The sequence below is a fragment of the Vibrio sp. 10N.286.55.E10 genome, from assembly GCF_002872555.1.
Taxonomy (GTDB): Bacteria; Pseudomonadota; Gammaproteobacteria; order Enterobacterales; family Vibrionaceae; genus Vibrio; species Vibrio crassostreae.
In genome coordinates this window covers 53,111-71,344 of the sequence record NZ_MCSD01000009.1, presented here as the reverse complement: position 1 = coordinate 71,344, position 18,234 = coordinate 53,111, and the positions used below count along the sequence as shown (strand labels likewise).

Here is an 18,234-nt window from a genome sequence, read left to right as displayed (position 1 = left end):
TCCATTTGTTTTTCGAACAAATAAAAACGGCGCTCAATGAGCGCCGTTTTTGTATTCTAATTTAAGCTCTAAAAATTATAGAGACTCAGTGAACGTACGTGCGATAACGTCACGTTGCTGTTCAGTTGTTAGAGAGTTGAAACGTACAGCGTAACCCGATACACGGATAGTTAGCTGTGGGTAGTTCTCTGGGTGAGCAACTGCGTCTTCTAGCGTTTCACGCTTAAGAACGTTAACGTTTAGGTGTTGGCCACCTTCGATGCGTGGTGCTGCTTCGATTGCAACTTCACGGCTTTCGTACTCGCCTAGGTCTGCAGCTGAGATAACTTGGTCAGCTTCGAAACCTGCAGTAGCAACAACACAACGAGCTTCATTCTTCTCGCTATCTAGTAGCCAGATTGAGTTTAGTAGGTCATCGTTTGCTGCTTTAGTAATTTGAATACCTTGGATCATAACTATCTCCTAGTCCACTGAATGTGGTTTGATTATGGTGTTAACTTTCGATTTTTATTGAGCTGAGTAATATATACCTAATATTAGTAAGGTTAACATTGATTTAAGTCAAAAAACAACCAAAAACCATATTTTTACAAAGGTGATTATCTTGAGGTAAATCAATAAAACCTTTGAAAACAAAGCAATTACAAAATATTTTAAAGTATAAAAAATATTTAACAGTTGTATTTGTTGTAAGTTTACTACATTTGTTGTGTTTTTATTGAACAACAACCGATACAACCCTTTATTTATTAAGCATTATGAAAGTGTAAAGTGATTTAATGACAAACAATAATTCATCTTCAAAACCGGAAACAAATATGAAGTTTATTGGCGCTCATGTGTCGGCTGCTGGTGGTGTTGATCAGGCGCCTATGCGTGCACGTGAAATAGGTGCCAATGCGTTTGCACTGTTTACCAAGAATCAGAGACAGTGGGCGGCAAAACCGCTAGAAGCGAAAACCATTAGTGCCTTCAAAGCCAATTGCAAAATGTTGGGCTTCGGTGCTGAGCACATTCTTCCTCATGACTCCTACCTTATTAACCTAGGAGCACCAGAGGAAGAGAAGCTAGAGAAATCACGCGCGGCTTTTATTGATGAGATGGAGCGTTGTAATCAACTTGGGTTAACGCTTTTGAATTTTCATCCTGGGAGTCATTTGAAGAAAATCTCAGAAAGCGAATGTTTGGCTAAGATCGCCGAGTCGATCAACCTAGCTCATCAAGCTGTACCTGACGTAATCGCGGTGATCGAGAATACGTCAGGGCAGGGCACTAACCTTGGTTGGAAGTTTGAACATCTAGCTGAGATTATCGAGCAGGTAGAAGATAAGTCACGTGTTGGCGTGTGCTTAGACACCTGCCATACGTTTACTGCTGGCTATGACTTACGTACAAAAGAGGCGTGTGAGCATACTTTTGCTGAGTTCGACCGCATTGTGGGTATGCACTATCTAAGAGCAATGCACATCAATGATTCAAAAGCTGAGTTCGCGAGTCGAGTTGATCGACACCATTCTTTAGGAAAAGGTGAAATTGGCTGGGATTGTTTTGAGTATATTGCTTCTGATTCTCGCTTTAATGGTATCCCTCTTATCTTGGAAACGATTGATTCGACGATTTGGAAAGAGGAAATTCAACAACTTAGAATGTTTCATCGCTCAGCAACGGTAGTCAGCGAAGAAGCGTAATAATAGAAGGGAAAATTTATTTCCGTCTATTTCTAAAAATTGGCACCTTTCTTTCATAACATTAAAGTGAATATGTAGTTCACGATGTCTTAGAGGAGGTGCCTTTATGTATTCAATCACCCAAACTTCAACTGTTGCTGTCGCAAGTCGTTTACCAACACCAAACCGTCACGTGCATAACCATGGCCACCATCGTACACAACAGAAAAGTGGTTAATCGAGATAAACACAACTTGAACTGATTATTATGATTCATCAACAAGTGAACCCTACACATCATGTTTATTGATAGCTGTATGAGGTATAACTAGATCCTTATTTAGAAGAGTTAGCCGATACAGCTATTTTTTTGTCTGGCGAAAGCCGCTAGAAACCTTGATGATTGGGAAGTAAAACGATGAGCGCACCAAAAACTTGGGAATCCATTATTAATGATGAACGTGACAAGGAGTACTTTCAGAGTGTCCTCGCGTTTGTTGAGCAGCAACGTAATAATGGGAAAACCGTCTACCCGCCACAAGATCAGGTGTTCAGTGCCTTTGATATGACGCCTTTCGAATCCGTGCGAGTAGTTATCTTAGGGCAAGATCCTTATCACGGTGCTAACCAAGCTCATGGTTTAGCATTCTCAGTCCTTCCTGGCGTGAAAATCCCCCCTTCTCTACGCAATATGTACAAAGAGCTTGCACAAGATATAGAGGGCTTTGAGATTCCTAGTCACGGTTATCTCGATTCTTGGGCATCGCAAGGGGTGTTGATGTTGAACACCGTTCTTACAGTAGAAGAGGCAAAAGCACACTCACATGCGAAATGTGGTTGGGAAACTTTTACTGATGCCATGATTGCTGAGCTCAATCAGCGTTCTGAACCGATCATCTTTTTGTTATGGGGCGCACACGCCCAGAAGAAAGGCCAAGCGATTGATGAAGACAAACATCAAGTGTTGGTTGCACCTCACCCATCGCCATTATCGGCACGTCGTGGCTTCTTCGGTTGTCAGCATTTCTCAACAACCAACAAGTTACTTTCTTCTATGGATCAACAACCTATTGACTGGTGTTTACCAACAGAAGTGTAGGTTGGTGGTTTTCTGAGCCGGGTCAAATCATAAATCAGCATCTTCGTATACACTTATAAACAGTAGGTGTAATGGAGTGCAATACTATGATGATTGAAAGGATAAGACGAGAGCATGGCTATATGGCTCGTTTGCTCGCGATACTCAACAATAAGTTAGAGCTTCTAAAACAAGAGCGAGAAATAAACTATAGCTTGATCGCAGAGGTGGTTGATTACCTGATGAACCATTCGGACAAAGTGCATCACCCTAAAGAAGACGTTATTTATCGCTACTATCTTAAACAATATGGCAGTGATCAAGCGATTGAAGACTTGGAGTTAGAGCATCAATTGCTTTCTGAGAAAACGGCGGACTTTTTAGGCGTGGTCGATATGATCCTTCAAGATGCGGTGGTTCCTCAGCAAGTCTTTATTGAGCAGCTTGAAGCGTTTGTTAAGGCTCAGAGAAAGCACATGGAATATGAAGAGAAGCATGTGCTACCAATGATTGTTGAGGCGTTCACGGTTAAGGATTGGCAAGAGGTTGAGTCACAGTGGCTTCAACCAGAAGACGACCCTGTTTTTGGGGACACGATTGCTGACCAATATCGCCAGCTCGCAGCTCGCGTTCGACAAAATGAGCAAGAGTGCGTTTAGTTAATATTAAGAGTGAGTCACACCTATTTCGAAGTGCCTTCTATATTAAGAGGTGACTGTTTGAGACTCCCTCTATATTAGTTGATTAGTTCTTAGTGCGGCGCTTTGAACGGATGCGATAGTCTAAACAATAAAAAAGGCACCTTTATAGGTGCCTTTTGCTATCTGATTTCTTATCGTGCTGATTAAAGCTTTATATCGTCAAGGCTAAAATCGAGACCGAGATTCATCTCTCTTAGCTCTTTCTCAAGCTGCCTGCGATCGTTGATGGCTTCGATTTCACGCCACTTACGCTTAAGTGGTTTCGAGCGTGTTTTTTGAGTTGCACGAGGCATTTCTAGTTCTGATACTTCATCGAATTGAAAGCTATCCATAAGCCATATCTCCTTCCGTGGGACTAGTTCTTACGAACCATTAAATATCATATTTAGGTTCACCATAACCTTGATTTATTTCTCATTTGTTTCAAATCTATGAAGTTTTTGTTCTGTTTTTTTATGCATGCTCACACATTGAGGGACTTTTTATGTATAAAAAACAAGCAAACAAACCTAAGTAAACGATTAAATTAGGGGTTATTGAATGTTAATTCATTGTGCGAATGGAATAGTGTTTTGCCTATAATGCATTGAAGTGCACATAGTGCTATGCGGTATAGGGATCTCATTGGCCTAGAAAAAAACGAAGATCTTCACTATACCTTGTAAAACCTAGGCTGACGTCATTTTTATGGGATGGTGTTCTTGTTGGGGCGGAGCCGTGGCTGTTGTTGATATTATGTCCCGATAATGTGACTTTTATTGGGCTGTATTGTTGAAAGTTGTGTTAACAAAAGGTGTGTTATTAGTGAAATGTCATTTTAATATAAATGCATTTGCATATTGATTTTTAAGTCGTCTCGCTGCATTATCCGCCCGTCAAAAAATACACTGATACGTAAAATGGATGCATGAAGCGACATTTACAATCTAGATCGCAGCAAATAAATATAAAACGAATGCCGACACAACATTGACACTGGCATAGGCGATTTAGAGGAAGGCTAGGAAGCATGATCGGTGCTTAAACTCAATTACGAGGTTCACGTGACAGACTTAATCAATTTGATGAACGATCTCCTTTGGGGATCTATCTTAGTTTACTTACTGGTTGGTGTGGGTATCTACTTCACTGTACGACTAGGCTTCATTCAATTCCGCCATTTCGGCCACATGTTCTCTGTTCTGAGAAACAGCCGTAAAGCAGACAGTGCTGGTATCTCTTCTTTCCAAGCTCTTTGTACTAGTCTCGCTGCTCGTGTAGGTACGGGTAACATGGCAGGTGTTGCTGTAGCTCTAACCGCAGGTGGCCCTGGTGCTATCTTCTGGATGTGGCTAATCGCCATGCTAGGTATGGCAACATCGTTTGCTGAAAGTACACTGGCACAGCTATACAAAACGCGTGATAACGACGGTAACTACCGCGGCGGCCCTGCATACTACATGGAGAAAGGCCTAGGCATGCGTTGGATGGGGGTTCTATTCTCTATCTTCCTAATCATTGCATTCGGTCTTGTATTCAACGCGGTTCAAGCAAACGCGATTGCAAGCGCAATGAACACAGCATTTGACCTTGAGCGTAGCTACGTTGGTGTTGGTATCGTAATTATCTCTGCATTCGTTATCTTCGGTGGTATCCGTAAGATTGCACGTACTGCAGAAATCATCGTTCCAATCATGGCATTGGCTTACCTAGCGATCGCTATGTACGTGATGTTCGCGAACATCGAGAAAGTGCCTGAAGTATTGGCTCTTATCTTCAAGAGTGCATTCGGTCTGCAAGAAGCAGCGGCGGGTGGCCTAGGTTACGCAATCGCACAAGCGATGATTAACGGTATCAAACGTGGTTTGTTCTCGAACGAAGCGGGTATGGGTTCTGCGCCAAACGCAGCAGCTTCTGCTACGCCTTACCCACCACACCCAGCATCACAAGGTTACGTGCAAATGCTAGGCGTGTTCATGGATACCATTGTTATCTGTTCAGCAACAGTAGCAATCATCCTGATGTCTGGTGAGTATGTACCACACGGTGAAGTTACGGGTATCGAACTAACGCAACGTGCACTAACAGCACAAGTTGGCGAATGGGGTGGCATCTTTGTAGCGGTAGCGATTTTCTTCTTCGCTTTCACTTCAATTATTGCAAACTACTCGTACGCTGAAACGAACCTTATCTTCCTAGAGCACAACAACAAGAAAGGCCTAGTGCTGTTCCGTATTGTTGTACTGGGTATGGTTATGTTCGGTTCTCTAGCGACACTACCAACGGTATGGGCCCTGGCTGACGTATCGATGGGCCTAATGGCGATTGTTAACTTGGTGGCGATTATCCTGCTATCAGGCATCGTGATTAAGCTAGCGAAAGACTACAACCGCCAACTAGACGCGGGTAAAGTACCGACATTCGATTCGAATGACTTCCCTGAGCTTAAGTCTCAACTGGAAGACGGTATTTGGGACAACAACAAGAAATAATCTTGTTGGAGCGATAAACCGCTCATCCTAAAATGATTAGAAAGGCTAAGGTTTCGACCTTAGCCTTTTTCTTTGCCTGTCATTTGTCTCATTCTGTCTATCAAAGCTCATTCTCCCTATCAAAGTAATAGGAAGAGTCATAAAGACAAGTTGATGTTTTTTCTATACTCTAGCAGCATCCAGTTAGATAACCGATTAGGGTAAAGTTATGTTAGTTGTCGTTTCTCCAGCCAAAACACTTGATTACGAATCACCATTAGCGACTGAACGCTTTAGTCAGCCTGAGTTTGTTGAACACTCTGCTGAACTGATTGAAGAGTGCCGTAAACTGACGCCAGTCGATATTTCTGCACTGATGAAGGTGAGCGATAAAATCGCAGGGTTGAACGTAGCGCGCTTTGAGCAGTGGAGCGAGACCTTTACCCAAGACAACGCACGCCAAGCAATCCTAGCCTTTAAGGGCGATGTATACACTGGCTTAGATGCTGAGACGCTATCGGATGAAGATTTTGACTACGCACAAAATCACCTGCGCATGCTTTCTGGGTTATATGGCTTGCTTAAGCCGTTAGATTTGATGCAGCCTTACCGTCTAGAGATGGGCACACGCTTGGCGAATGCTCGTGGTACTAACTTGTACCAGTTCTGGGGCAACATCATTACAGACAAGCTGAATGAAGCGTTGAATGCTCAAGGCGACAATGTGTTGATCAACCTAGCATCTAACGAATACTTTAAAGCTGTGAAGCCGAAGAGCTTGGATGGCCAAGTGATTACCCCTGTATTCAAAGACTGTAAGAACGGTCAATACAAGGTGATCAGTTTCTATGCGAAGAAAGCGCGTGGCATGATGGCTCGCTACATTATCGAGAACAAGATCAACTCGGTCGAGGCGTTGACCCAGTTTGATACGGCGGGTTACTACTTCGTTGAAGAAGAGTCGAACGCGAAAGAGTTAGTCTTCAAGCGTGAAGAGCAAAACTAGACGTTATTGATTAATGGTCGTCACGCTCTGTGGCGAGATACCAACCAGATAGAGAAAAGCCCCATGCAGCGAACTGCATGGGGCTTTTTATTGAATCGTTGAAGCAGTTAGATTATTTCTTCTTTGCTGCTTTCTTTTTCTTCGCGATTTTTTTCTTTTTCGCGATTTTTTGTTTCTCTACCGCTTTCTTATCTTCTTTCTTCGGCTTCTTTTTCTTAGTCACGGCCGCTTTCTTATGCGTAGGGCGCATGCCTTCGATGAAGCGTTCTTTGATTGGTTCGTCTGTGTAACGAGCCACACGTTCAATCATCAGTTGATCGTGCGCTTCAATGATAGAAACCGCGTTACCTTTTTTACCAGCACGAGCAGTACGGCCAATACGGTGTAGGTATACATCAGCAGTACGTGGCATGTCGTAGTTGATTACGTGGCTTACGTCTGGAAGGTCGATACCACGAGCCGCAACGTCAGTCGCTAGCAATACGTTGACAGAACCGTCACGGAAACGAGCGATCGCGTTGTTACGACGATCTTGAGGCATTTCACCTTGGATCCACGCACATGGGATTTGCGCGCTTTCTAGTTGAGCACGAAGATCACCTAGGCGATCACGCGTCTTCAAGAATACGATGCTACGCTCAGCTTGCTCTGTGATGATGTGCTTTAGGATGTTCAGCTTGTGCTCTGCTGTATCTGCACGGTGGTACCACTGAGTGATCTTCTTACGCTCACGAAGTGATGATTTCGCATCGATCTCTGCTGGGTTTTTCAGTAGATCTTCAGTGAAGCCTTCAATGCCTTTACCTTCTAGCGTTGCTGAGAACAGTAAAGTTTGTTTACGCCAGCGACACTCTGCAGACAGACGGTCAACAACAGGACCAAAGCCCATGTCTAGCATACGGTCGGCTTCATCTAGAACCAGCCATTCAATTGCACGGCAGTCAAAACGCTCGCCTTCAATGTATTCCATCAAACGACCAGGTGTTGCTACTACGATATCTTGAGTTGTGCTTAAGATATCTGCGTGCTCTTGGTACATAACACCGCCCGTGATCGTGAAGATATTTAGGCTAGTGTATTTAGCAAGCTCACGTGCTTGTTCGGTGATCTGCATTGCTAGCTCACGCGTTGGCGTCAGGATAAGCATACGAGCAGGGCCAGATTTCTTACGTGGGAAATCCAGTAGGTATTGCAGTGCTGGCAATACAAATGATGCTGTTTTACCAGTACCTGTTGGCGCAGAAGCCAAAACGTCTCTTCCATCTAACGCTTGTGGGATTGCTTCAGCTTGTATCTGTGTAGGGCGTTCGTAGCCCATTTCGTCAATTGCTTTAAGCAGCTCTTGGTTTAGATCGAGTTCTGCAAAGGTTCTGATCACTGTTGTTTCTCCACAAGCAATAAATGTTTCTGCCTCAAAAAGCAGACGATAAAAAAGAGTAGTCGGACATTATAGAAGCATTAGTGATTAGGATCACATGGTATTTGCTACATCTTGAGATAAAAATCTTTCGTGAGCGCAATAAATGCTTCGCTATAACCACCTTGATGGTGAATTGTAAGCGATTCGCGCTGCAAATCTTGCTCGCAGGCAGGATCTTTAGATAACTCAAATAGAATTCGGCTAGCCGGTTTCTTGTCTGTTGTTCTCACATCAAGGCGTTTTGCTAGATACCAACCACATTGCTCGGCAAGCTTGATAAAACCTTCCCCCTCAGGCGTCGGTAGGATGAAACTGGCCGTCGCGGCTTCGGTTGTGATCTCGAAACAACGTTGAGCAAGCGCTAGGTGATCCAAGCTGTCGGTGTGTCTGGCGGTGGCTCTTTGGCTTTGCTGCGCCTGTTCTCCAGAGTTGAAGTAGGGCGGGTTACAGATGATCGCATCAAACTTCTGTGGAAAGCTTGCCGATAACACACTGTCGTGATGAAGCGAGACACGATTTTGCCAAGGCGACTGCTCAATATTGACAGTGGCAGCATCAATGGCGTGTTGATCAATATCTATCGCAGAGATTGAAGCATCCTCAAAACGCTGCGCAGCCATCAAGGCCAGCAGACCTGTTCCTGTTCCAATATCGAGTACACATGATCTTTGTGGCAGGCTTACCCACGCGCCAAGTAACACGCCATCGGTACTGACTGGCATACCGCTTTGCCCGCCGTAAATTGAGAATTGCTTAAAATTGAAGCTTTTAGTTTGCACTGTTTTGTCTTTCATTAATGTTCTGAGTATCAAGATATTTTAAGTGATTAGCTCTAATGTTAACCGCTTGTATGAATCAATGTTCTGCTTGGGAAAATATTGTTGTGAATTATGGTTAGTTTATAATTGTGGCTATTTTTCCATAGCCAGTGTAATCCACTGCTTTTTGTTCTCATATGCAAATTTATATGGTGTTTTTGTGTGGTGACTTGCAGCTAGCCAAGTGTTTCGTCATTATGCGCGACTATTTTATAGATTGATTGGCAGCTTTTAGCTGTAACATTCATGTAAGCACAACATAAACTCATAAATATAATTAAGGATTATCTGTGAAACAGAGTCTAAAACTAACAGATATAATGGCATTGGGCTTTATGCTTTTTGCGTTTTTCTTGGGTGCGGGTAACATCATCTTCCCACCTCTAGCTGGCCAATTAGCCGGTGATCACTTCCTTCCAGCGATGTCTGGTTTTCTGCTGACTGCCGTTGGTCTGCCGTTAATCACTATCGTCGCGGTCGCTGTGGCTGGTGGCTCTTGGGGTCACTTAACTAAAGATCTTCCAAAGCAAGCTGCAACTATCATGGCTGTTCTGATCTTTATCATTATCGGTCCTGCATTTGCTGCACCACGTACTGGCCTTGTTGCCTATGAGATGGCGGTGAAACCGTTCTTCATCGATGCCTCTCAAGCTCACCTAACTCTCTTTTCGATTGCATTTTTTGTAGTAGCGATGTTCTTCTCATGGTCGCAAGGTAAGCTTATTGACGTTATTGGCAAGGTACTGACACCTGCACTGTTCGTTGGTTTGGTTGTACTGGCGATTGCTGTGTTCGTTAACCCTCAAGGTGATATTCTTGCGGCTCACGGTGAGTACATCACTCAACCACTGACCAAAGGTTTCCTTGAAGGCTACAACACCATGGATACTTTTGCTTCTTTGATGTTTGGTATGCTGATTGTTGATGCGATTCGTAGCAAGGGCATTACTGACCGTGCTGCGACGACTAAGTACCTAATTAGCGCGGGTTGTATTGCCGCAGCGGGTCTAGCGTTTGTTTACATCTCTCTATTCTTCCTAGGCGCAACAAGTGCAACAGTCGCAGCTGGTGCAGACAATGGCGGTGCTATCTTAAGCCTATACGTTCAATCGTTGTTTGGTCCTTCTGGTCAGCTAGTGCTTTCTGTGATCGTACTATTAGCGTGTCTAACAACGGCGATTGGTCTTGTGTCAGCATGTTCGGATTACTTCAGCTCGCTAACGCCTCTGTCTTACAAGACTTGGGTAATCATCAACGGTGTGGCTTGTGCAACCGTTGCAAACGTTGGTCTTTCTCAACTGATTTCTCTGTCTGTTCCAGTACTATTTGCATTGTACCCAGTCGCTATCGCGTTGGTTGCTCTGACATTCTTGCGTAGCCGTTTCCCTAATCCAAAAGTGGCTTACCGCGTAGTAGTATTAGTGTCACTGCTGTTTGCTCTTATTGATGGCGCTAAAGTAGCGGGTGTAGACGTGTCTGCACTTAAGATGCTGCCACTGTTTGAGATCGGTATGGGTTGGTTGCTTCCAACGACTGCTGCAATCATCTGTATGTTCTTCGTTGGTAAATCAACAGAGCAAGAGATGGCTGAGGAGACTGTTTAATCTTCCGTTGAGATTAGATTGTTCTTCGAGATGAAATAGAAAAGGCCTCATTACTTCGCAGTAATGAGGCCTTTTTGTATTCTGTGGTCTTTTTATATTCAGCTACTTAGTTAGGTGTACTTCTGTTTGGTTATAGCTTTTCGCTGTACTCAACCAGTACTTGCTCAACCCAGCTTGCGATACGGTCATCGCTAAGCTCGTATTGTGAATCTTCATCAAGCGCCAAACCAACGAATTGAGATTGGTCTTCCGTTAACGCTTTAGACGCTTCGAACTCGTAGCTGTCGTCGTTTGGCCAGAAGCCAACAAACTCTGCTCCAGCGGTTTTCAGTTCATCATGCAACAGACCCATCGCATCAAGGAACCATTCGCCGTAGCCTTCTTGGTCACCTAAACCAAACAGAGCCACAACCTTGCCTTTCATTGGCGTGGTTGCGATGTCTTCCCACAGTTCATTCCAATCTTCTTGGATTTCACCGAAGTCCCAAGTCGAGATGCCCAGCAATAAAAGGTCGTAGTCCGCCATCAATGAAAGAGGGGTTTCTTTCACGTTATGGATATCAACTAGGTCTTCACCAATAATGCCGCGAATTTTCTCTGCTGCCATTTCTGTGTAGCAGGTGGTTGAGCCGTAAAATAATCCAATTTTCATAGCAAACGTTCGATTTTAATTTCAGATGGCGAATTCTAACCATAAATCGACTTCGATTGCAGCGATTATCCGCTCAAGTCGTAATTTTTATGGCATTCATATTTGCTCTGGCATACTCTCAAAACAGTTTCCAATATTGTGAGTAACACTATGCAGTCGCCTCAAGGGCAGAGCGAAGACCACGGTCTCGTTGAGCAGTTTTTAGATGCTATGTGGATGGAGCGAGGATTATCGGAGAATACGCTTGTCTCGTACCGTACCGATTTGTCCAAGTTATTAGCGTGGATGGAAAAGAACAATTACCGCCTCGACTTCATTAGCCTTTCAGGTTTACAGGATTATCAAGGCTGGTTAGCCGACGCTGATTTTAAGCAGACTTCTCGTGCCCGTATGTTGTCGGCGATTCGTCGCTTGTTCCAATACTTACACCGCGAGAAAATCAGAGGTGATGATCCAAGTGCTTTGTTGATCAGCCCGAAGTTGCCGCAACGCTTGCCGAAAGATTTGAGCGAAGAGCAGGTTGATGCTTTGCTTGATGCGCCAGATCCGAACGATCCGATTGAGCTTCGCGATAAGGCGATGCTTGAGTTACTCTATGCAACCGGTTTGCGTGTGACAGAACTGGTTAGCTTGACGATGGAAAACATCAGCCTAAGACAGGGCGTGGTGCGTGTTATTGGTAAGGGTGGTAAAGAGCGCTTAGTACCCATGGGCGAAAATGCGGTCGATTGGATAGAGACTTTTATTGAGCAAGGTCGTCCACATCTACTTGGCGAAAACAGTTCTGATGTGGTTTTTCCGAGTAAACGCGCCAAGCAAATGACCCGTCAGACGTTCTGGTATCGTATCAAGTACTACTCGGTCGTCGCCGGTATCGACACAGAATTGTTGTCACCCCACGTATTGAGACACGCTTTTGCGACGCATTTACTGAACTATGGCGCAGATCTCAGGGTCGTACAGATGTTACTTGGGCATAGTGACTTATCGACAACCCAAATTTATACTCACGTGGCGACTGAAAGGCTGAAGCAAATTCACGCGCAGCATCACCCACGTGCTTAAATCCATTTATTTTTAAGGTGAACTTAATGAGCGTATTACGCCGTCTTCCTCTACTAGCGATTCCTCTTATGATTACTGCATGTAATGCATCAGAAGCGAAAGTAGAAACAACGTCAACAGCCGTAGAAGCTGCTCCTGCTCAAGCTATTGATACTGCAGCGTTAACTAAGCGTTTTGAAAAGATCGGCATTAAGGTCGATAAGATTGTTCCTTCGGATATCGATGGTCTTTTAGAAGTTCAAACCAACAGCGGCATTATCTTTTCTTCTCCTAAGGGCGACCATTTTCTAGCCGGCACACTTTACTCTTTGGATGACAACGGCAAGTTCAGTGATGTTTTGGCTGAGCGTCAAGCTCCGTTGAATGCTGAAAAAGTAGCAGCAATGTCGGATACGGTTATCGAATATAAAGCTGATAACGAAAAGTACGTTGTGACGGTATTTACGGATATTACCTGTGGCTACTGTGTTCGTCTGCACAGCCAAATGCAGGGCTACAACGATCTGGGTATTACCGTTCGCTACATGGCTTACCCGCGTCAAGGCGCGACAGGACAAGTTGCTGATCAAATGGCGGCAATCTGGGCGTCAGATGATCCAAAAACAGCTATGCATGACGCTAAAGTAAATCGTCAAATGCCAGCGTCTGGTAAAGACCTAGCAGAGCAGAAGCAGATCATTGCTAAACAATACCAATTGGGTCGTGAGCTTGGCATCAATGGTACACCGGCTATCGTACTAGCAAGTGGTGAGTTGGTGAGTGGTTACTTGCCGCCAGCACAACTTCTTCAACGTTTAGAGCAATAATCTCGTTTTCTGTATTGCCATTTATCCCCCATGTTTTTGATTTAAGGAGAGGCCTGATTGATATCGGGCCCATTTTTATATGATAGAGATCCAACGCCGTCCAGAGGTCGACATTTCAGTCTTACCTGCTCACTTACCTGACTTATTAAAGCGTATTTATGTGAGTCGTGGAATCGACAGTGCTGACCAACTAGAGACAGCAGCGAAAGGCTTGCACTCTTATCAAAAACTGGGTGGCATTGATGCTGCGGTTGAACTGTTGTTCAAGGCCATTCAGCAGCAAAAACGCATCATCATTGTTGGTGACTTTGATGCCGATGGCGCAACCAGTTCAGCGTTGTCCGTACTTGCTCTACGTATGTTGGGCAGTTCTAACGTCGATTATCTGGTACCAAACCGTTTTGAAGATGGTTATGGCTTGAGCCCTGAGGTTGTCGAACAGGCAATCGAGCTTGGCGCCGAAGTGATCATGACGGTTGATAACGGTGTCTCTTCTATTGAAGGTGTTCGCTTCGCTAAAGAGAAAGGACTAGAGGTTCTGGTTACCGACCATCACTTGCCGGGCAATGAACTGCCAATGGTCGATGCGATGGTTAACCCAAACCTTGAGAGCTGTGCTTTTCCTTCGAAAGCCCTAGCGGGTGTTGGTGTCGCTTTTTATCTGATGATGGCATTGTGTGTTCACATGCGTAAGTTGGGTTGGTTTGCAGAGCGCGGCATGACAGAACCTAAGTTGATGGAATTGATTGACCTTGTGGCGCTGGGTACGGTTGCCGACGTGGTCCCACTCGACGAAAACAACCGAATTTTAGTGCATCAAGGTTTGCAACGTATTCGTGCGGGTAAAGCTCGTCCGGGTATTCAAGCCTTGATCGAAATCGCTAAGCGAGACGCTAAGCGTTTGGTGGCGTCTGATTTTGGCTTTGCTCTTGGTCCTCGTATCAATGCAGCTGGTCGATTGGATGACATGTCTTTTGGTGTTGAGCTACTAATGAGTAACAACATCCATGCAGCGCGTCGAATGGCAAGTGAACTGGATGGTTTGAACCAAACACGTAAAGAGATCGAAGAGGGCATGAAGCAAGAAGCGATGGCTTTTTGTGAGCGCCTTGAGTTTGGTAAAGACGACCTGCCTTCTGGTTTAGCCTTGTTCCAACGTGATTGGCATCAAGGTGTGATTGGTATCTTGGCTTCGCGTATCAAAGACAAATACCACCGCCCAGTGATTGCGTTTGCAGATGGCGGCGAAGGCAGTATCAAAGGTTCATGTCGCTCAATTCCAGGTTTGCACATGCGTGATGCTTTGGACCGAATCGACACTCAAAACCCAGGCTTGATTCTTAAGTTTGGTGGCCACGCAATGGCGGCTGGCTTAACCATCATGGAAAAGGACTTTGAACGCTTCAGCAAGTTGTTCAATGATGTTGTGAAGAATGAACTTGGAGAAACAGCACTGAAGGGCATTATCTTGTCTGATGGTGAGCTGTTACCAGAAGAGTTCTCTATGCACACCGCTGAAACGCTGCGTTCAGGTGGCCCGTGGGGACAAGCTTTCCCTGAGCCAATTTTCGATGGTGAGTTTAAAGTGCTGCACCAAAAGCTGGTGGGTGAAAAACACCTTAAGCTGATGCTCGAGCCGCTCTACAAAGGCCACCCTACCAATGTGATGATTGATGGTATTGCCTTTAACGTCGACCTACGTCGCTGGCCTGATGCATCAGTAAAAACCGTTCATCTTGCATTTAAGCTCGATATCAACGAATTTCGTGGTAACCAATCGTTGCAGCTGATGATCGATCATATCGAAGCCAAATAGTTATTTTGGGCTCAATAATGCTCATCATCTAGCGCTAAATTCAACAAGCTCTGTTCAAAAACAGGGCTTGTTTTCCTTCCTGCCCTTACAAATTCTACGTGTTTCTTCTGCCTGTCAATTTTATATCCCATTAAGTTGTTGAATCTTGGTTCACCACTCTAAAAAATTCTGTATCTCCGTCACACTTTTGAGTACAATTCTTCGGTTAAATTCTACTCATAAATGATGAGCTAAAATGTTTGAAATCAATCCTATAAAAAACCGTCTGCAGGATGTGTCTGAGCGCACAAATATCCTGAGGGGGTATCTTTGACTATGACGCTAAGAAAGAGCGTCTAGAAGAAGTAAACGCAGAATTAGAACAACCGGATGTATGGAACGAACCTGAGCGTGCTCAAGCGCTAGGTAAAGAACGTTCTGCATTGGAAGCGGTAGTAGAAACGATCGACCAACTTGACCAAGGTGTTGAGGATGTTGATGGCCTATTAGAGCTTGCGGTTGAAGAAGAAGATCAAGAAACGTTCGATGAAATTGAACCTGAACTGGCCGAGCTTGAAGCTAAGCTAGAGAAGCTGGAATTCCGTCGTATGTTCTCTGGTGATCACGATGCATCAGATTGCTACATCGATTTACAGTCAGGTTCGGGCGGTACAGAAGCTCAAGACTGGACTTCAATGATGTTGCGCATGTACTTACGTTGGGCAGATTCGAAAGGCTTCAAGACTGAAGTTATCGAAGTGTCTGATGGCGATGTTGCTGGCCTTAAAGGCGCAACGGTACGTATCTCTGGTGAGTATGCTTACGGCTGGTTACGTACAGAGACTGGTGTTCACCGTCTAGTTCGTAAATCACCATTTGATTCAAGTGGTCGTCGTCATACTTCATTTGCATCTGCGTTTATCTATCCTGAGATTGATGACAACATTACGATCGACATTAATCCTTCTGACCTACGTATTGACGTATACCGTGCCTCTGGCGCTGGTGGTCAGCACGTAAACACCACGGAATCGGCGGTACGTATTACTCACGTTCCGACCAACACCGTGGTTCAGTGTCAGAATGACCGTTCGCAGCATAAGAACAAAGATCAAGCGATGAAGCAGCTACGTGCTAAGCTTTTTGAACTTGAGATTCAAAAACAAAATGCTGAAAAACAAGCGAGCGAAGAAACGAAATCAGACATCGGTTGGGGCAGTCAGATCCGCTCTTACGTACTGGATGATTCTCGTATCAAAGATTTACGCACCGGCATCGAAAACCGTAATACTCAAGCGGTTCTTGACGGTGACTTAGACAAGTTTATTGAAGCTAGCCTGAAATCAGGTCTGTAAGCTTTATCAACTATTAAGCTTTACCAATAATATTGGTAAAAATGCCTATATTTGCAAAAATATAGCGGTCCAAATTTTAAAAGCAGGGTACATCTCTAATGACTGATGCTGTTCAAAACGAAAACGCACAAGAAGCTTCTTCACCTGAAGAGAACAAACTAATCGCTGAGCGCCGCAGCAAGCTGGATCACATCCGCCAAAACTGCAAAGCTAACGGTCACCCAAATGACTTCCGTCGTGAGCACCTAGCTGGCGATCTTCAAGCGGAATTCGGTGAGAAGACTAAGGAAGAGCTAGAAGAGCTTAACCACATCGTTGCGATCGCTGGTCGTGTTATGGCGAAGCGTGGTCCATTCCTTGCGATTCAAGAAACTTCTGGTCGTATCCAAGCATACGCAGCGAAAGACGTACAAAAAGTACTGAAAGAGAAGTACCAAGGCCTAGATATCGGTGACATCATCGGTGTTAAAGGTGCGCTTCACAAATCAGGTAAAGGCGACCTTTACGTGAACATGGAAGAGTTTGAATTGCTGACTAAAGCACTTCGTCCTCTACCAGAGAAGTTCCACGGTCTAACTGACCAAGAGATGCGTTACCGTCAGCGTTACGTTGACCTAATCGTGAACGAAGATTCTCGCAATGCATTTATCGTGCGTTCTAAGCTTGTATCTTCAATCCGTAACTTCATGAGCGCGAAAGGCTACCTAGAAGTTGAAACGCCAATGATGCACGTGATCCCGGGTGGCGCAACTGCACGTCCATTCATCACTCATCACAATGCACTAGACATCGACATGTATCTACGTGTTGCACCAGAGCTTTACCTTAAGCGTCTAGTGGTTGGTGGTTTTGATCGTGTATTCGAGATCAACCGTAACTTCCGTAACGAAGGTCTATCTCCACGTCACAACCCAGAATTCACAATGATGGAATTCTACCAAGCGTACTCTGACTACAAAGACCTTATGGATCTGACAGAAGAGATGCTAAGCACGGCAGCAATGGACGTTCTTGGTTCTACTTCTATGCCTTACGGTGACGAAACGGTTGAGTTCGGTGGCACTTACGCTCGAATGAGCATGTTCGATGCAATCAAGCACTACAACCCTGAGCACGCTGAGATTCAAGCGCTAACAGAAGCAGACCTACAAGACCGTGAGAAGATGGTTGCTATCGCAAAATCTGTACACGTAGACGTAGAAACGTTCTGGACATGTGGTCAGCTTCTAGAAGAGATCTTTGGTGAAACGGCTGAGCCTCAGCTAATTCAACCAACGTTCATCACTGGCTACCCAGCGGACATCTCTCCTCTAGCACGTCGTAGCGATGACAACCCATTCTTCACAGACCGTTTTGAGTTCTTCATCGGTGGCCGTGAAGTTGCGAATGGTTTCTCTGAGCTTAACGATGCACAAGACCAAGACGAGCGTTTCAAAGCGCAAGTTAACGCGAAAGACGCGGGTGACGACGAAGCAATGTACTACGATGCAGACTACATTACTGCACTAGAGCACGGCCTACCGCCAACAGCAGGTCAAGGTATCGGTATCGACCGTCTAGCAATGCTATTTACAAACACGCACACAATCCGTGACGTGATCTTGTTCCCGGCAATGCGTCCACAAGCGTAATTCTCGCTTATAGGGCGTAACAGCCTATGTAATTAAAAAGCCACCTTCGGGTGGCTTTTTCTGTTTTTGGGCTTCAAAACCTAGTCTGTACCGCACTCTTGATTCGAAAAATCGTTATTTCTGACATAGTCTTACTATTGAGACATAAAATCTAAGATAGTCTCACTACTATACGCCTCTGCGCTG

General features: G+C 44.7%; 16 protein-coding genes. 11 read left to right on the top strand and 5 right to left on the bottom strand.

The features are described from left to right. Positions 1-75: 75 nt before the first annotated feature. The gene (gene grcA, locus BCV39_RS07285) at positions 76-453 is read right to left on the bottom strand and encodes an autonomous glycyl radical cofactor GrcA (protein ID WP_017059315.1); all 378 of its coding nucleotides are present in this window, start codon (positions 451-453) and stop codon (positions 76-78) included. A 326-nt stretch (positions 454-779) separates the two neighbouring features. Here grcA and nfo point away from each other — a divergent pair, with 326 nt between their 5' ends. From nfo to BCV39_RS07270, 3 genes are all read left to right on the top strand, one after another. Beyond that, on the top strand, positions 780-1,688 hold the full coding sequence (gene nfo, locus BCV39_RS07280) for a deoxyribonuclease IV (RefSeq protein WP_048658052.1): 909 nt from the start codon (positions 780-782) through the stop codon (positions 1,686-1,688). A gap of 397 nt (positions 1,689-2,085) precedes the next feature. Further along, a complete protein-coding gene (ung, locus tag BCV39_RS07275) occupies positions 2,086-2,766 on the top strand; it encodes a uracil-DNA glycosylase (protein ID WP_057621958.1) in 681 nt (226 codons plus the stop codon). Between the two features lie 86 nt (positions 2,767-2,852). After that, the gene (locus BCV39_RS07270) at positions 2,853-3,404 is read left to right on the top strand and encodes a hemerythrin domain-containing protein (protein ID WP_048658054.1); all 552 of its coding nucleotides are present in this window, start codon (positions 2,853-2,855) and stop codon (positions 3,402-3,404) included. Positions 3,405-3,589: 185 nt separating this feature from the next. Here the strand turns inward: BCV39_RS07270 and BCV39_RS07265 are convergent, their stop codons facing one another. Next, positions 3,590-3,778: a DUF3545 family protein gene (locus BCV39_RS07265; RefSeq protein ID WP_008224353.1), complete on the bottom strand. Its 189-nt coding sequence runs from the start codon at positions 3,776-3,778 to the stop codon at positions 3,590-3,592. Positions 3,779-4,489: 711 nt separating this feature from the next. On the opposite strand from BCV39_RS07265, the gene BCV39_RS07260 reads away from it, so the two are divergent. Next, positions 4,490-5,917, top strand: a complete 1,428-nt coding sequence (locus BCV39_RS07260; RefSeq protein ID WP_032545312.1) for a sodium:alanine symporter family protein — start codon at positions 4,490-4,492, stop codon at positions 5,915-5,917. A 208-nt stretch (positions 5,918-6,125) separates the two neighbouring features. Continuing rightward, the gene (gene yaaA / locus BCV39_RS07255) at positions 6,126-6,902 is read left to right on the top strand and encodes a peroxide stress protein YaaA (protein ID WP_102432245.1); all 777 of its coding nucleotides are present in this window, start codon (positions 6,126-6,128) and stop codon (positions 6,900-6,902) included. A gap of 112 nt (positions 6,903-7,014) precedes the next feature. Here the strand turns inward: yaaA and srmB are convergent, their stop codons facing one another. Next, a complete protein-coding gene (gene srmB, locus BCV39_RS07250; protein WP_048658056.1) occupies positions 7,015-8,280 on the bottom strand; it encodes an ATP-dependent RNA helicase SrmB in 1,266 nt (421 codons plus the stop codon). A gap of 107 nt (positions 8,281-8,387) precedes the next feature. Then, positions 8,388-9,116 carry a methyltransferase gene (locus BCV39_RS07245; protein WP_048662677.1) on the bottom strand — a complete coding sequence of 243 codons (729 nt, stop codon included), beginning with the start codon at positions 9,114-9,116 and terminating at the stop codon, positions 8,388-8,390. 314 nt (positions 9,117-9,430) lie between these two features. On the opposite strand from BCV39_RS07245, the gene brnQ reads away from it, so the two are divergent. Then, complete coding sequence (brnQ, locus tag BCV39_RS07240; RefSeq protein ID WP_102432244.1) at positions 9,431-10,744, top strand: branched-chain amino acid transport system II carrier protein; 1,314 nt, start codon at positions 9,431-9,433, stop codon at positions 10,742-10,744. A gap of 130 nt (positions 10,745-10,874) precedes the next feature. Here the strand turns inward: brnQ and fldB are convergent, their stop codons facing one another. After that, positions 10,875-11,396 carry a flavodoxin FldB gene (gene fldB / locus BCV39_RS07235; RefSeq protein WP_019820572.1) on the bottom strand — a complete coding sequence of 174 codons (522 nt, stop codon included), beginning with the start codon at positions 11,394-11,396 and terminating at the stop codon, positions 10,875-10,877. Between the two features lie 150 nt (positions 11,397-11,546). Here fldB and xerD point away from each other — a divergent pair, with 150 nt between their 5' ends. The 5 genes from xerD (at position 11,547) to lysS (ending at position 18,048) form a co-directional block, all read left to right on the top strand. Then, positions 11,547-12,461: a site-specific tyrosine recombinase XerD gene (gene xerD / locus BCV39_RS07230; protein WP_102432243.1), complete on the top strand. Its 915-nt coding sequence runs from the start codon at positions 11,547-11,549 to the stop codon at positions 12,459-12,461. Positions 12,462-12,487: 26 nt separating this feature from the next. Next, a complete protein-coding gene (locus tag BCV39_RS07225; protein WP_102432242.1) occupies positions 12,488-13,267 on the top strand; it encodes a thioredoxin fold domain-containing protein in 780 nt (259 codons plus the stop codon). Positions 13,268-13,346: 79 nt separating this feature from the next. Further along, the gene (recJ, locus tag BCV39_RS07220; RefSeq protein WP_017059329.1) at positions 13,347-15,083 is read left to right on the top strand and encodes a single-stranded-DNA-specific exonuclease RecJ; all 1,737 of its coding nucleotides are present in this window, start codon (positions 13,347-13,349) and stop codon (positions 15,081-15,083) included. A 235-nt stretch (positions 15,084-15,318) separates the two neighbouring features. After that, positions 15,319-16,417 (top strand): peptide chain release factor 2 gene (prfB, locus tag BCV39_RS07215; RefSeq protein ID WP_100208942.1). Its coding sequence is split into 2 segments (ribosomal slippage): positions 15,319-15,393 and positions 15,395-16,417, totalling 1,098 coding nucleotides; the frame shifts between segments, so codons are not numbered across the junction. A 98-nt stretch (positions 16,418-16,515) separates the two neighbouring features. After that, positions 16,516-18,048, top strand: coding sequence for a lysine--tRNA ligase (lysS, locus tag BCV39_RS07210; protein ID WP_017059330.1), 1,533 nt, complete (start codon positions 16,516-16,518; stop codon positions 18,046-18,048). Positions 18,049-18,234: the final 186 nt, after the last annotated feature.